Genomic DNA, 16,140 nt, shown 5'->3' with positions numbered 1-16,140 from the left:
AATTATCCCTCAAAGAAATAACTTTCTGCTAATTCACGGACAGTCATTTGTTCTGTTTCATCGTTTAATTTTGCGATAATACTACGTTCAATTGCACGCATAACGGGAATATATACACCTAAATCACATGCATCGATAATGCCACGAATACTTGCTGCTTCTTCACTTATGCGGCCATCACGAGCTAAAGGCATAAGATCGCTTGCAAATGCAACGAACTTTTCAATTGTTGCAGTGTCTTTTAGTTTTGATTCTGCTAATAATAGTTCTTTTAATGTATCACCTTGGATGTAGGGAACTTCAATAATAACGAAACGGTTTTTTAACGCTTCGTTTAGTTCACTTGTTCCAACGTAGCCTTCATTAATTGCTGCGATTACACGATACTCATCATCACCGTATACAACTTCTTGTGTAAACGGGTTTGTAATCATTTTACGGTAATCTAATGCACCGTGAAGAAGTGGTAACGTTTCAGGTTTTGCCATATTGATTTCATCAATATATAGGAAATGGCCGTTCTTCATTGCTTTCATAAGAGGACCGTTAACGAATGTAACTTCAGATGCGCCATCTTTCGTTTGTAGTGTGTTGTATCCTAAAATACCTTCTACATCTAAATCGACAGAACAGTTAATGCTATGCATTGGTTTTTGGAATAAAGAAGAAAGAGTTTCAGCTAGTACGGTTTTACCACTACCAGTCGGCCCTTTTAATAGAATATTTTTGCCAAGAAGAAGTGCTGTAATGGCATCTTCGATAATGCTATTATCAGATGCTTTATATATTTTTGTACCGATTAAATGTGCATTTTCACCAGCTTCTTGTTTATTCTTTTCGTGAATTGTAGAAAGTTGCTGTTTTAAATCAGCATGTATATGAAATTGTTCTAACATGTATGTCCCACCTAACATTATTTTCATAAAGTAATACATCTTATGATAACTTGTTTTAATATGGTATGCAAAGAAAAGGAGAGGGGACAAATATAAAAGAAAAAGCAATCAATAGTACATTGATTGCTTATAGTAAAGGAGAAATGAGCCTCATAAAAGACTCTAATATTCGTTTTTTGATACTTCTCTTTTGGAAAGCGTTCCATTTAATTTCAGTAGAATGCTTAAAGTCATCTTCAAAATCACGTTTAATATCATGAACAGTTTCTGATTCATACAGTACGCTAATAATTTCGTAATTCAATTCAAAGCTGCGTACGTCCATATTTGCTGTTCCGATTGTTGCAATTTTATCATCAACAAGTACAATTTTTGCATGCATAAAGCCATCTTTATAACTATAAATGGAGGCACCAGCTTTTAAAAGTGGAGTGAAGTAGGACTGAGATGCTTGGTCACTAATAATACTATCACTTTTACCAGGATATAAAATGCGTACATCTATGCCAGATATTGCACTTAAACGTAATAATGTTAAAGTTTCTTGATCTGGAATAAAGTATGGTGTAGCAATCCAAATAGATTTTTTTGCCGAGCCCATAACAGCTAATAATGTATTGCGAATGCTCTTATCATCTGAGCTTGGCCCGCTTGCTACAATTTGCACGGCACCTTCTGCACTTGAAATTTCTTTACCTGGGAAGTATTGTCTATTCATAAATTGATCCCAAGAATAGGTTTTCAAACCACTAGATGCATAGAGCCAGTCCTCTAGAAAAATTGCTTGTAATTTATATAACGCTTTTCCTTCGATTTTTAAATGACTATCACGCCAAACGGGAAACTTTTTTGAACGGCCAAGATATTCATCACCGACGTTAAGTCCTCCAGTAAAACCGATTTCTCCATCTACAATGACGATTTTACGGTGGTTACGATAATTGACGGTTTCAAGTAACCAAGCTGAAAAAATAGGATCAAATTCAACAATTTCAATCCCAGCTTCTTTCATAGGTTTTAAAAAGCGTCTTCTTAACGTATTACTTCCTAATCCATCATAAAGGAAGCGTACAATAACACCAGCTTTTGCTTTGTTTATTAAAGCATCCCGAACTTTTGTACCAATCTCATCAGATTTATAAATATAGTATTGAATATGTATATGATGTTTTGCTTGCTCGATCGCTTGCAAAATTGCTGGAAATGTTTGATCTCCGTTTGTTAAAAGTTTTGTAGTTGTTCTATCTGCGGCAGGCCCGCCTCCAAATTTTTGTACAACTTCTGTTAAATGGGTAGAGCGTTCACTTAATGGGACTTTGAGTGATAACTCTAGTCGTTTTCCTTCTAATATTTCACGGAATAATTTTCTTTGTTCTTCTGAACGGTGGAGATGCTTTTTTCTTCTCCAACGGCTACGCCCGAAAATAGAGTATAAAAGTACACCTACAACGGGAAGAAGTGCTAATACTAAAAACCACGCTAAGGTACTTTGAGGAGACCTATTTTCGATAAAAATAACGAATGAAATTCCTACAATTGTGATGGACCAGAGAACGCCGACAAATGTATATAACGAAATATACGATGTATTTAATAGGAAAAGAACGATAGATACAATTGTAAATATTAATAGTAATTGGACAATAGGTTTCTTCATTTCTATATAATTCCTCTAATCTTTCTTCAATATAGACTTCCTAAATAGCGGATGTAATGTGACATTTTTATCCCACTTTAATGGGCAGTAAGCCCCCCACTGATTAAAGTTTCACTTTATTATAAAGTGTTTTCTGTTTTTTACAAAATGTAGGTATTTCCCCATACTTTCCGCATTTGTCCTACATACAGTGTATTGTTACGTTTTTAAAGAGAAAAGGAAGGTGAATAAAATGTATGGTCGTCCAATTGGAGGATTTGGTCACGGTGGTGGTTTCGGTCACGGAGGTTTTCATGGTGGTTTTGGACATTCACCATTTTTTGGTGGAGGTTTCTTCCCAGGTTTTGTAGCCGGTGCATTACTCAGCCCTGGATTTGGTTATGGCGGATATGGTTATCCGTATTACTCGGATTATTCTTATTATACAGGTTACCAACAAGATCCATATTATTCTTACAATACCTATTAAGATGAGAAAATGGAAAAGGAGAGGGGAAATATGAATTATATAGAAAATAACGGATTGTATTATCGTAATCATCATCATGGAGGGCACCATCATAACGGCGGACATCACCACCATGGTGGGCACAATCACCATGATCATCATCACCATCACGGAGGTGGATGGGGCTGGGGTGGCGGCTCATGGGGCGGTGGATTTTTCCCTGGAAGTTTTGCTGGAGGTGTGTTAGGTGGGCTTACAGCTGGCGCATTAACGGGTGCAGCAGGTGGAGGCTACTATCCAGCACCATACCCAGTAACTTATCCAGCGCCATATCCAGCACCATATCCAGCACCGTACCCAGTAACTTATTCAACACCATATCCGTATTAAACAAAAAAAGAGGATATCCTCTTTTTTGTTTAATACAGTATTTATTTATAAAATTCTTCCAAAATCAAGGTGAAAATATGTTAATATTTTGTTATTATAATTCAAAAACTACTATTTATAATCGAAACGGTATTATATTGCTTTTTATTACAAATAATATTATGTTATTTTAATCGACATATTTCAAAACGTGATGTATGTAAAGAACGATTATTAGGAAATGAAATATCTCTATTTCTATGAAAAGAAACAAGTTGTGTTTTAGTCAGATAGGAAGCAAGGAGAGATGCGCATGCTAGAACAAAGAGGTCATGCATTATATGAATCTTCATTGCGAGATTTAAAGTTAGCATTAGATGAGTCTTCAATTGTTGCGATTACAGACCGAAAGGGTCTTATTACATATGTAAATGATAAGTTTTGTGAAATCTCCAAATATACACGAGAAGAGTTAATAGGGAAAGATCATCGTATTTTAAATTCAGGACATCATCCGAAAACATTTTTTCAAATGCTATGGAAGCGTATTTTGAGTGGAAAAGTATGGAGAGGGGAGATTCGAAATCAAGCAAAAGATGGTACATATTATTGGGTTAAAACAACAATTGTTCCATTTTTAAATGAAAAAGGAGAGCCATATCAATTTATTGCGATCCGAAATGATATTAGTAGTAGGAAAGAAGCAGAACAGAGGTTACGGTTAAGCGAAAGTCGTTATAGGGAGCTTGCGTATCATGATGCTTTAACGAGTTTACCGAACCGTTTACAATTAATAACGACTGTTAACGAATTAATTGCAGATAAAAGAGAGTTTGGTATGATTTATTTTGATTTGGATCGTTTTAAATTAGTAAACGATACGCTAGGTCATATGATAGGAGATTTACTTTTAAGCGAAGTTGCTTCACGGTTGCATTATGTGCTAGGAGAGAAAGATGTTCTGGCTAGGCTGGGTGGCGACGAATTTGTGTTGTTAACAAAAAATCATACACAAGATGAGATGAGGCAGCTAGCGACATCTGTGTTGTCATGCTTTCAGGCGCCATTTATACTTGAAGGTCACGAAGTATACATTTCAGCTAGTCTAGGACTGTGCTCATATCCGCAAGATGGACAAGATGTAGAAACTCTATTGAAGAATTCAGATTTAGCTATGTATAGTGCGAAAGAACAGGGAAGAAATGCAGCGTGTTTCTTTACAGATGAGTTACGTGCGAAAATAAATCGTAGAATGAAAATTGAATTTGCTTTGCAAAAGGCAATTCGTGATGAAGAGTTAGATGTGGCACTGCAGCCTATTATTGATTTGAAAACGAAGAAATATACTGGTATTGAAGCTTTAGCGCGTTGTTCGACAGAAGAAGGACCTATTTCACCAAGCGAATTTATCCCAGTAGCTGAAGAATCTGGACTTATTATAAAATTAGGAGACTGGGTATTAGAAAAGTCATGTCGCTTGTTTAAAACATTGCCAGAGTATGAAGAAGGACTAAAGTTATCTGTGAATTTATCCATACAACAATTAATGCAAAAGCGTTTTATTTTATCTGTACGTAGCATTTTAAGGAGAACTGGATTTCCTGCAAATCGTTTAATTTTAGAAATAACGGAAAGCATTGCTGTTCGTCATTTTGATTATATTATTGCTACATTACAAGAATTAAGAAATATGGGTATTTTAATTGCTTTAGATGATTTCGGAACGGGTTATTCTTCCTTATATTATTTAAAACAACTACCGCTGGATATAGTAAAAATTGATCGTAATTTTATTCGTGAATTTCATTATGATCATGCACAGCCAGAGCGAACGATTGTAAAATCTGTTATTGAAATTGCCCATAGCTTACATTTAGCAGTAGTTGCTGAAGGGGTAGAGACAGTAGAGCAAGAAAGCTTATTAAAATCGATGGGCTGTGATTATGTACAAGGATTTTATTATGCAAAACCTTTATCTGTAGCAGAGTTAAAGGAAAAGTTAATTATAGACTTCTAATAAAAAAGAGAAGCCAGAAGCTTCTCCTTTTTTAATTCATTTTTTGTGAGTCTTTCATTAGTACAGGATAAAGAATAAGACCTAATACGAACAATCCGATTCCTAAGAAGAACGTTTTTAAATCAGCAGTTCCCGTTTTGATAACCCAAATAGAATATATGAATGCTAATGTAGTAATGATGCCGTCCTTTATTCGAGAGCCAGGCATTATATCATACGTTTCTCCTGTAATAACTAATTTGAATTGGTACAGCGTAGAAACAAGGTATGGAATTAAATAAGCTAATGTTGCTACAACGATAGCGAAATTATAAGCTTCTGATACGGTACCAGAAATCGTTGAGAATAAGAAAATTTGCGTCATCACATTTGTAATAAATAATGATTTTGAAGGACTACCTTTTTTATTTGTTTTCGCGAAAAATTTAGGGAAAAGCCCATTTTTTGCTGCCTGATAAGGAACCTCTGAACTAACAACGATCCAGCCAACTGTAGATCCAAATAAAGATACAAGTGCAAGTAAAGCCATTATATATGCGCCTTTATTGCCAATTGCTAAATTTAATGCGTCTACTAATGGTTTTTGAGACTCTTTTAAAGCATCTTGCGGGAGAGCGCCCATTGTAAGTAGAGTAATTGACATGTAAATAAGAAGAGCGATAATTAATCCGAAAATAGTCGCTTTTTTTACATCGCGCTGAGATTTTGCACGATTAGAAAGCATGACAGCCGATTCAATACCGATAAATGCCCAAAGTGTTGCAATAGCAGCTGAATTGATTTGTCCACCTAACGAAATTGATTGTCCTGCTTCATTCATAAATGTTTGCCCGTCTCCGAAATTAGAGGCATTGAAAATGAATAATGTGATTACAATAAACATTGTAAATCCGATAATTTTTGCAATAGTAGCAAGAAGATTCATATTTCCAGCACGATCAATATTTTGAGAAAGAATATATTGAATTCCCCATAACATAAGGCTACATACGAGGAACGTTAACCCTTTTCCAAGTTCTAGTGAAAATCCGTTCGTTGAAAAGAGAATTTGCTTACTTTGTAAAACTGGAAAGAATGTTGATAAATATCCAGCAAAGGAAATAATAACAGATGCTGTTGCAGCCCAGTTCGCAGCCCAATATCCCCATGCCATACTATAGCCTGCAACTTTACCCGCTTTTTTTGAAGGGAACATCGCTTGAGCATAGCTTTGTGGTCCCGCTTTTAATTCTGGTTTTCGGATTGCTAAATTTCCAAATACGAGTGCAATCATAAATACGCCAAGTCCTGTAATACTCCATGCAAGTGTAGAACCCATTGGACCTGATACTTGTGCTAAATTTGCTGGGAGCATAAATACGCCACCGCCAACCATATTCCCGATAACAAAAGCTGTTAAAACCCATAATCCCCATTTTTTCGTTTCCATTTTTGTTAACTCCTTTGTAGTAATATTTGCTTAAACATCATTTTTTACTAGCTTTTTGGCAATAAAAAAAGAGCCATGTAGATAAAAAATACCTACATGGCTCTTCGCCAAAGCGTAGGTACAACGGGAATAACCCTTGTACCTACGCGTAATTTTTCCGCTAGGTTTCAAGGGTTACGTATGATGATGATGTTTTTGTGCAAATGTAACTACAATTGTTGTATAAGTAAGCATAGTTCTTTGCTCCCTTTCTCCTCTGATTTTGAAGTTAGTATACTACATGTTTTTTTGAATGAAAAGAAAAATATAAAAATTTTTATAAAAATACGTTTTAGAGATTAAATATTTACCTTTATTTTTCCTATACTGGAAAATAAGTGAGAGATTGGCAGAAGAGTGTAGCATGGTATAATACATATAGAACTAGAAGGTGACAAGGGGCTATTGTAGATGATGAGTAAGTATGAACAAATTTATACAGAAATCAGTAATTCTATTGATAATAGGCAATTAAAAGAGGGATGCAAAATCCCATCAGAAACTGAATTAATGAAGCAATATGAAGCGAGCCGCGGTACTGTAAGAAAAGCTGTAGATTTATTACAAGAACGTGGATATGTTCAAAAAATACACGGAAAAGGTGTTTTTGTTTTAAAGCGAAAAAACATTGAATTCAACTTTGGTGGTATTGTAAGTTTCCAAGAAGAAAATGAACGTTTAGGACGCCATTGTATTACAGAAGTCGTGGAAATGGAGAAAGTAAAAGCGACAAAAGAGGTTGCAAAGCTATTAAATGTGAAAGAGAAAACAGACATAGATCATATTAAACGCGTACGAAATATTGATGGAGAAAAAGTAATTTTGGATATTAATCATTTTGTATCGGAATATATTCCTGGATTAACGAGTGAGATTGCAGCGGGGTCCATTTATAAATATATTGAGAAAGAACTAGGTCTTCATATTAGTTACTCACAGAGAGTAATTGAAGTGCAACCATGTACAGAGGACGATAGAAAGTATTTAGATTTAAATGGAACAGATTATGTTGTTGTCGTGAAAAACTTTACGCATTTGTATGATGGAAGTCAGTTCGAATATACAGAATCCCGCCACCGCTTAGATATTTTTCATTTTTCGGATGTGGCGCGGAGAAAATAAGGAGATGGAACGTAATGTTTCATCTCTTTTTTTATAAAAAAATGACAAACTCGTATATACGAGTGTTGACTAACTTATATATACGAGTTAATATGTAATTGTAAACGGTATCAAAAAAAGAAAAGAGGGACGGGAATATGGGGAAAGACTATCGTAAAACAGCAGAGGAAGTGTTGCAGTATATTGGCGGGAAAGACAATATTGAACAAGCTGCGCACTGTGTAACGAGACTCCGTATCGCTTTAAAGGATGAAAGTAAAATAGATAACGATAAATTGCAGTCTGTTTCATTAGTGAAGGGAGCGTTTCATAACGCTGGGGTATTTCAAATTGTAATTGGTCCAGGAGATGTTGATCGAGTATATGCTGAATTGATAACGCTTGCAGGTATGAAGGAAGCGACAGTAGCTGATGTAAAAGATTCTGGAAACCAAAAGTTAAATCCAGCTCAAAAGTTTGTAAAAGTATTTTCAGATGTATTTATGCCGATATTACCAGCAATCGTAACAGCTGGTTTATTAATGGGTATTAACAATCTATTAGGCGCAAAGGACTTATTTTTTGATGGAAAAAATTTATTAGATGTGTATCCAAACTTAGGCGGGCTTTGGGATTTAATTAATATGATGGCGAATACAGCATTCGTATTCTTACCGGCACTTGTCGGGTGGTCAGCAACAAAACGTTTTGGTGGTAGTCCAATACTAGGGATTGTTATGGGATTAATGCTTGTGCATCCGGCCTTATTAAATGCCTGGGACTATGGAAAAGCAGCGACTGGTTTAGATGGTCAAAAGATTGAGTACTTCAATATTTTAGGGCTGTTCCAAATTGAGAAGGTAGGATATCAAGGACAAATTTTACCTGTTTTAGTAGCAGCATTTGTATTAAGTAAAGTAGAAATCTTTTTAAAGAAACATGTACCAAATGCAATTCAATTATTAGTTGTACCAATTACAACAATCGTTGTGACAGGTGTATTAGCATTAGGGATTATTGGTCCGGTTACACGTCATATTGGAGATTTATTAACAGTAGGATTAGTAGGTGTATATGAAACAGTACCAGTAGTTGGAGCAGTATTATTTGGAGCATTGTATGCACCACTTGTAATTACAGGTATGCATCATATGTTTATTGCTATCGATTTACAATTAATTGCACAACACGGTGGTACATTCATTTGGCCGATGATTGCTCTTTCTAACATTGCGCAAGGTAGTGCGGCACTTGCGATGTTCTGGATTTCTAAAAATCAAAATGATAAAAGTATGGCATCGACATCAGCAATCTCGGCATATTTCGGTATTACAGAGCCAGCTATGTTTGGTGTAAACTTACGAAATAAATTCCCGTTCTATGCAGCGATTATCGGATCGGCTGTGGCGGCGATATTCATTACATTAAATGGTGTATTAGCACCTGCTATCGGAATTGGTGGATTACCAGCATTTATTTCTATCATTCCGAAATCGATTCCAATGTTTATTGTCGGAATGGTTATCGCAATTGTAATTCCATTTACGTTAACGTGGTTATTTGCAAAACGAGTAAAACAGAAGTAGGAGGAAGTTAAACATGAAGGATTGGCATAAAAGTGTAGTTTATCAAATTTATCCGAAGAGCTTTAATAGCTATTACAATAAAGAAACCGGTGATATAAAAGGGGTTACAGAAAAACTAGATTACTTAAAAGAACTCGGAGTAGATTATATTTGGTTAACACCGATATACCAATCGCCACAAAATGATAATGGATACGATGTAAGTGATTACTACAATATTGATCCATCTTACGGAACGATGGAAGAATTTGAAGAGCTTTTAGAAGAAGCAAAAGCACGTAACATTGAAATTATGCTTGATATCGTTGTAAATCATAGTTCGACGGAGCATAAGTGGTTTAAAGAAGCGAAGGAAGATAAAAATAGTCCATATCGTAATTACTATATTTGGCGTGATGAAAAAAATAATTGGCAATCTAAGTTTGGTGGGTCTGCTTGGAAATATGATGAGAAGACAGAGCAATATTATTTACATCTATTTGATGAGACACAAGCAGATTTAAACTGGGAAAATGAAAAACTTCGTGAAGAAGTATATGATATGATGCGCTTTTGGCTTGATAAAGGGGTAACTGGATTCCGATTAGATGTTATTAATTTAATTTCAAAAGATCAACAGTTCTTAAATGATAATGGAAGTACGGCGACAAGCGATGGCCGTAAATATTATACAGATGGCCCACGTGTTCATGAATATTTACAAGAAATGAACCGAAATGTTTTTGAAGGGAAAGATGTAATTACAGTTGGAGAAATGTCATCTACGACAATTGATAATTGTATTAAATATTCAAACCCTGAGCGTAATGAATTAAGTATGACGTTTAGTTTCCATCATTTAAAAGTTGATTATCCGAATGGTGATAAGTGGACGAAGGCTGATTTTGATTTTATTAAATTAAAAGAGATTATGTCTAATTGGCAAATTGAAATGCAAAAGGGCGGGGGATGGAATGCGTTATTCTGGTGTAATCATGACCAGCCTCGTATTGTGTCACGCTTCGGTAATGATGAGAAGTATAGAAATGAATCTGCAAAAATGTTAGCAACGGCTATGCATATGTTGCAAGGAACGCCTTATATTTATCAAGGCGAAGAAATCGGTATGACGAATCCTAATTTTGAGTCTATTGAACAATATCGTGATGTGGAATCGTTAAATATATATGATATAAAGTTGGAAGAAGGATTATCAAAAGAAGAGATTATCGGGATTTTAAAACAAAAATCTCGTGACAACTCCCGTACTCCAATGCAGTGGAATGAAGAGATGAACAGTGGCTTTACAACAAGTACACCTTGGATTTCAGTGGCTGAAAACTTTAAAGAAATAAACGTAGAGAAGGCATTAGAAGATAAAGAGTCTGTATTTTATCATTATAAAGAGTTAATAGAACTTAGAAAAACGTATGATGTAATTACAGAAGGAGAATATGCTATTTTGGATGAAAATGATCCTAAAATTTGGGCATATACTCGTACTACAGAAAGTGAAGTGCTACTTGTTATCAATAACTTCTATGGAGAGGAAATAACGTACTCTGTACCAGCGCACGTTCAATTAGATGGAATGCAACAAGAAGTATTACTGTCGAATTATAAAGATTCCAGCAAGGATATTACAAACCTTGACTTAAGACCATATGAATCAATTGTATATCGATATACGAAATAAAAGGTTGTATGCCTGCGTGGCATACAACCTTTTATTTTAAGACACCACTATACAAAATGCTTACTTCTACCTCAGGCTTAAATTTTACTTTTGCATAATCTTTATTCCAATTTTTTTTCTTCCATAGGTCAGGATGATAAGCGATAAGATGTCTACCAATTCCGAAAGCATCACAATTTGCCTTTTGTAACTTTTTCGTTATTTTTTTCGCTTCTTTCGTGAGCTGTTTGGATAGTTCCTTATTTAGTTTTTTTCTTTCATCCATTTTGTAAAGATTATCTCTCGGAGCTTCAAGGGCTATAACTTTTAATTGAAGCTTAATGTGAGCATAAACATTTCCTTTTTTATCTGTTGTTATTTTTAAGTCTCGTTTTAATTTCCGATTGCTCACTTCCATTGTTAAATAGTCAGATGTCTTCTCGGATTCATCGCTAGTAAGTTTTTGGGTTATACGGGCACTTGTTCCCATTTTTCCAGTTAATAATACGAATAAAACAGATTGTTTTAAAGGTAAATGCCCGGTCAATTTATCATTGTTAAATAAAGCTAATCCGTTTGTAATTACTTCTTTTCCTTTTATTTTTATAGAAGGGAGGGTAAAGTCTTTACCCGGATCTAACATTTTTGTAGCAGCTGTTTCTAAAGTTTCTTTTGGAAATACACTCATATCTTCTAAGCTTTTCACTTTTTTCTTTAGAAAATCTCCAATTAGTAAATTTCCTACTTTCTTTTTTTCTAGTATCTCGGATGTTTCACCATCTACTGCAATAAGTTTTACTAAAGCAGTTGGGTTTGTTGGGTCCCGAAAGCTGACATCTAAATAAGGTAGTATACCTTTTTTTAAAATTTTGGTTCCTAGTAATTGAACACCATATTTAAAATAACGAATATTTCCAGTCACATTTTTTTTCAGTGCATCGCTTGTATCTCTTATGTTATGCCCGGTTGCTGAATGTATTTCATTCTCGAATGAAGATTGTTCGCCGCTTGAACTTTTTACGAGCTCAATTGTTTGCTGGAGTTGATTCTCTTCTGTAATATCAGATCCAATACTATAAGCTAACCTTGCTTCCCTTAATGGTTCTTGATCCCAACAGCCAGCAAGGAATGCACTAGTGCATAATACAAAAAGTAATTTAACTCTTTTTTTGAACATACTGTTCTCCTTTCTTATTTCTTATTACTGAATAAAGTAGAAATAAAAGAGGGAGGACAACGATGAAAATATAGGTGAACTTATCTGTGAAAGTTGCAATCACTTTTAATTCTTCAGGTGTATCGATAAATAGGGCTATACTAAAAGCAATAATACCAACGATTGGGACAGCCTTTTTATGATTACCAAGATTGAATATATGTCCAATTCCTATAGAAGCAGCGCAGTAATAACTAGCGATAGAAGCTACAACTGTTATCATCCAAATTGGTATGAATAGTAAATCAGTTCGGTCTATAATCCCGATATGCAAGGATCGTAATAAGTAAGCAACTGGTTCTGGAATAAGCTCAATTTGTTTTGGACTAAATACGATAAAGCAAATCCAAACAGTAAAAGTATAAAAAAGGGTTACAAATCCATTCGCGATAGAAATTGCCTTTAGTTTTGCGACAGAACTGCCATTTACTTTTGGAAAAGCGATAAGAATGATTTCAAAACCATACATGGCTGTAATTGTTTCCTTGGATGCTTGAATTATATTCCACCATCCGGCTTCTGTAATTGGAAAAATGTAAGAAAAATCAGCCCGTGTAAGCCCCAGTGCAATTAAAAGGGCCATTGGAAAAATGAGAATAGAAGCCATGACATAAAATCGGACGATCACTTTAAACGTATTATAAGCTACATAGCAACAAGCTATTGTAAATAGTATGAGAATTGCGTACCAAGGAGTTGCTTGCAAAATCCATACTTTAATGACATTACAAGCGTTTAACATAACCGTCATACCAATAAGAGTAAAGTAAAAAACATAAGCAAAACCTAATAGTTTTCCAAACTTATTACCAAATAGCATACAAACACTTTCATACATATCTGCATCAGGAAATCGTTTTAAGAAAAGCCACATAAGTAAAATAATAAGCTGAATCGCAAGCCCGGCGATGAGCGCGGAAATCCACCCACCGCCTTTAGCAATCGGGTGAAGGCGATTCGGTAGAGAAAGTATGCCTACTCCGATTTGGCACTGAATAACGAAAAAGGTAAATTGAACTAACGAAATTTTACTTTGCGTGTTTGTCACCGTCCTCATCCTCTCTCGTTACATGTTGGCGCTGCATTTTTTTCGGTTTTGGATCATGTGGTCGTTCCCAAAATGACCAAATTGGTAGTCTGACAAAAGAATCTTTCATATCTTTAATCCGCATTGGTGCAACAGGAGAAAGATATGGTGTATGAAAAGAATGAAGCTGACATAAATGAACGAAAGTTATAATGAGACCGAACGATATTCCTACATATCCGAATAGGGCAGCAAGGAGCATTAATGGAAATCGAAGAATCCGAACTGCTGAACTCATATCGTTTGATGGAACGAGAAAAGATGAGATTGCAGTTAAAGCTACAACGATAATCATTGTGTAAGAAACGAGTCCGGCTTTTACAATTGCATCACCAATTACTAAACCGCCTACAATACCGATTGTTTGTCCAACTCTGCTCGGCAAACGAATACCAGCTTCCCGTAATAACTCGAAAATTAGCTCCATTAAGAGAGCTTCAAAAATAGGAGGAAGTGGTACTTTCTCTAATGAAGCTTTAATTGTATATACAAGTTCGAGCGGCAATACATCAGGATGAAAGGCTACGGTTGCGATATATATAGCTGGTAAGAGAAAAGCAATCAAAAAACTCACTAAGCGAATCATTCGGACGAAAGAACCGACAATCCAGCGGTTATTATAATCATCTGGTGATTGATAGAAAGCGAATAATGTAACAGGAACGATGAGCGCTGTTGGATCTCCATCAGATAAAATAGCAACTCGTCCTTCCATTAAATTTGCTGCGACTCTATCTGGACGCTCTGTATTTAATTGCTGCGGAAATGGTGAGAAAGACGTATCCTCTATAAATTCTTGTATATATCCCGGAGGCATAAGTGCATCTGTCTTAATCGTTTCTAACCTTCTTTTTACTTCTGTAACTAAATCGTCATTCGCTATGTTTTGCATATAAGCAATTGCCACTTTCGTATGCATTTCTTCACCAAGTGTGAAATATTTAACGACGATATTTGGACTTTTTATGAGTTTACGAATGGAAGCTAAATTGGTTGCTAAATCTTCTACAAAACCAGTATGTGGTCCACGTACAATGCCTTCATTATCAGGCTCTGCTATATCTCTCTTTAAAGATAAAGCTGTTTCGAAAATACAAAAACTGTCGACTTGTTCATGAAAATATAATGATTTGCCTTGTAATAAAAGTTGCACACCGTAATTTAAATTTGTTTCTTTCTTCATACTTAATGTGGCAAAAGCTTTATCTAAAGACAAATCCGACCGAGTTAATAAAGGCTCAAGAGCTAATTGGTGAATTAAATTTAAATCTGCTAAAGATTCGATATATAAGATTGTTCCTTTGCCGTTTTGGAAAGGAAGATCTAATTTTTTTATATCGTCTGAATGACAGAGCTTATTTTCGATATAATTAATGTTTTCCGGAAGTGATGGAAACATATGCTTTTGATCCGTACTCTTTTGTTGTTCTTTTTGCTCTGTCATAATTTCCACCTCTTTTAGATAAAGTTACTTCTGTTAATTTTTGCTTTTTGTGAGAAATTTATGCTTGGGTTATATGAGAAAACAAATTCTATTTTATCGGCTATGATTGCCCACGCATTATTCAATTTCATAGCAGTACTTCTCACATTTATGTCGAATTAAGAAGATATATAGGAGGGATACATATGGAAATAGCTGTAGAACGTATTTTTACGAAAGAGATTTTAAAAAGGGCAGCGAGTTTGTTTCATGTAACAGTGGACGAAAAGCCGCTTGGAGATTTTGAGAATTATATTTTTAAGGCGAAGGGTGATAATGATGAAGATTACGTATTACGTTTAACACATTCTTCTCATCGCTCTAAACAAGAGGTAGAGGCTGAACTAGATTTTTTACGATATGTTGCGGAGAATGGGGCAAAGGTAGCAGGCCCCCTTTATTCAGCATCTCAAAATCTTGTAGAAGACATCAGAGCAGAGGATGAAACTTTCTTTTTCGCTTCTTTATTTACATATGCAAAAGGGGAGCAAGTAAAAGGAGCGGAATCGCCTTATTGGGGAGACGCTTACTTTGAAGCATGGGGAAAAGCGATTGGACAACTGCATCGTCTAACAATGAACTATCCTAAAACGGATCATCGTGATACGTGGGAAGAAGATGAGAGTGGGATTGTTAATGAATTAGAAGATGATCAAGTGAAAAAGATTGCTACTGTATTAATGGATGAGATAAAGGCTCTTCCAATTGAAAGAGAAACATTCGGCCTTATGCATGGTGATATTCATCCAGGTAATTTTCATTATGATGGAAAAGAGCTAACAATCTTTGATTTTGATGATGCGGCTTATAATTACTTTATACACGATTTAGCAATGGTTCTTTATTACTCTGTTCTATTTACAACGTGGACAGCGGAAGAGAAGACAGACTTTGCTCGTAAACAGTTACAAGTGTTACGGAAAGGCTATGAGTATGAGCACAGACTGGCGGATAGCTGGTATGAATCATTACCACTATTTTTACGTTTGCGTGACATAGGTCTATACGGCACGCTCCAAAAGAAATTTAAAGGGAAAGATATGCCAGATAATTTCCGAAAGTTATCAGAAGAGCTATACGAAAGAATTATAAAAAAAGAAGCAATTGTGAATATATAATACATTCTGTTCAAAACAAAGTATATAAAACAAATATATA

13 protein-coding genes and 1 pseudogene are annotated in these 16,140 nt (G+C 35.2%); 8 read left to right on the top strand and 6 right to left on the bottom strand.

The features are described 5' to 3' along the window. Nucleotides 1–2: 2 nt before the first annotated feature. Nucleotides 3–896, bottom strand: a complete 894-nt coding sequence (locus PDQ40_RS20650) for an ATP-binding protein (RefSeq protein WP_000892976.1) — start codon at nt 894–896, stop codon at nt 3–5. Nucleotides 897–1,023: 127 nt separating this feature from the next. Further along, nucleotides 1,024–2,553: a cardiolipin synthase gene (locus tag PDQ40_RS20645; protein WP_270691614.1), complete on the bottom strand. Its 1,530-nt coding sequence runs from the start codon at nt 2,551–2,553 to the stop codon at nt 1,024–1,026. Nucleotides 2,554–2,785: 232 nt separating this feature from the next. Between PDQ40_RS20645 and PDQ40_RS20640 the strand changes: the two genes are divergently transcribed. From PDQ40_RS20640 to PDQ40_RS20630, 3 genes are all read left to right on the top strand, one after another. Next, nucleotides 2,786–3,022 carry a hypothetical protein gene (locus tag PDQ40_RS20640; protein WP_000274352.1) on the top strand — a complete coding sequence of 79 codons (237 nt, stop codon included), beginning with the start codon at nt 2,786–2,788 and terminating at the stop codon, nt 3,020–3,022. Nucleotides 3,023–3,052: 30 nt separating this feature from the next. Then, nucleotides 3,053–3,391 carry a cobalt transporter gene (locus tag PDQ40_RS20635; RefSeq protein WP_101218390.1) on the top strand — a complete coding sequence of 113 codons (339 nt, stop codon included), beginning with the start codon at nt 3,053–3,055 and terminating at the stop codon, nt 3,389–3,391. Between the two features lie 292 nt (nt 3,392–3,683). After that, nucleotides 3,684–5,387 carry a putative bifunctional diguanylate cyclase/phosphodiesterase gene (locus tag PDQ40_RS20630; RefSeq protein WP_000893367.1) on the top strand — a complete coding sequence of 568 codons (1,704 nt, stop codon included), beginning with the start codon at nt 3,684–3,686 and terminating at the stop codon, nt 5,385–5,387. Nucleotides 5,388–5,418: 31 nt separating this feature from the next. On the opposite strand, the gene PDQ40_RS20625 is transcribed toward PDQ40_RS20630, so the two are convergent. Beyond that, the gene (locus PDQ40_RS20625) at nt 5,419–6,816 is read right to left on the bottom strand and encodes an amino acid permease (RefSeq protein WP_000448454.1); all 1,398 of its coding nucleotides are present in this window, start codon (nt 6,814–6,816) and stop codon (nt 5,419–5,421) included. A gap of 450 nt (nt 6,817–7,266) precedes the next feature. Here PDQ40_RS20625 and treR point away from each other — a divergent pair, with 450 nt between their 5' ends. From treR to treC, 3 genes are all read left to right on the top strand, one after another. Next, nucleotides 7,267–7,977, top strand: a complete 711-nt coding sequence (gene treR / locus PDQ40_RS20620; RefSeq protein WP_000987250.1) for a trehalose operon repressor — start codon at nt 7,267–7,269, stop codon at nt 7,975–7,977. Nucleotides 7,978–8,114: 137 nt separating this feature from the next. Further along, nucleotides 8,115–9,542 carry a PTS system trehalose-specific EIIBC component gene (gene treP, locus PDQ40_RS20615; RefSeq protein WP_000513946.1) on the top strand — a complete coding sequence of 476 codons (1,428 nt, stop codon included), beginning with the start codon at nt 8,115–8,117 and terminating at the stop codon, nt 9,540–9,542. Between the two features lie 13 nt (nt 9,543–9,555). After that, entirely contained in the window at nt 9,556–11,217 is a 1,662-nt protein-coding gene (gene treC / locus PDQ40_RS20610; protein WP_000656099.1) for an alpha,alpha-phosphotrehalase, read from the top strand. A 31-nt stretch (nt 11,218–11,248) separates the two neighbouring features. Here treC and gerKC read toward each other — a convergent pair whose 3' ends face one another. From gerKC to gerKA, 3 genes are read right to left on the bottom strand one after another with little or no spacing between them, the layout of a single operon-like run. Then, nucleotides 11,249–12,373, bottom strand: coding sequence for a spore germination protein GerKC (gene gerKC / locus PDQ40_RS20605; protein ID WP_000474039.1), 1,125 nt, complete (start codon nt 12,371–12,373; stop codon nt 11,249–11,251). After that, complete coding sequence (locus PDQ40_RS20600) at nt 12,354–13,460, bottom strand: GerAB/ArcD/ProY family transporter (RefSeq protein ID WP_000185777.1); 1,107 nt, start codon at nt 13,458–13,460, stop codon at nt 12,354–12,356. Before PDQ40_RS20600 ends, gerKC begins: the two co-directional genes overlap by 20 nt. Continuing rightward, complete coding sequence (gerKA, locus tag PDQ40_RS20595) at nt 13,441–14,943, bottom strand: spore germination protein GerKA (protein ID WP_000139270.1); 1,503 nt, start codon at nt 14,941–14,943, stop codon at nt 13,441–13,443. Before gerKA ends, PDQ40_RS20600 begins: the two co-directional genes overlap by 20 nt. A 69-nt stretch (nt 14,944–15,012) precedes the next feature. On the opposite strand from gerKA, the pseudogene PDQ40_RS28240 reads away from it, so the two are divergent. Both PDQ40_RS28240 and PDQ40_RS20585 read left to right on the top strand, forming a co-directional pair. Further along, nucleotides 15,013–15,105: pseudogene (locus PDQ40_RS28240) on the top strand (CPBP family intramembrane glutamate endopeptidase); the annotation flags it as partial. A gap of 23 nt (nt 15,106–15,128) precedes the next feature. Continuing rightward, nucleotides 15,129–16,100 carry a phosphotransferase enzyme family protein gene (locus tag PDQ40_RS20585; RefSeq protein ID WP_103141306.1) on the top strand — a complete coding sequence of 324 codons (972 nt, stop codon included), beginning with the start codon at nt 15,129–15,131 and terminating at the stop codon, nt 16,098–16,100. Nucleotides 16,101–16,140 lie beyond the last annotated feature (40 nt).

The organism is Bacillus cereus group sp. Bc061 (assembly GCF_027715825.1).
GTDB lineage: Bacteria > Bacillota > Bacilli > Bacillales > Bacillaceae_G > Bacillus_A > Bacillus_A paranthracis.
This window is presented reverse-complemented; position numbering and strand designations above follow the sequence as displayed.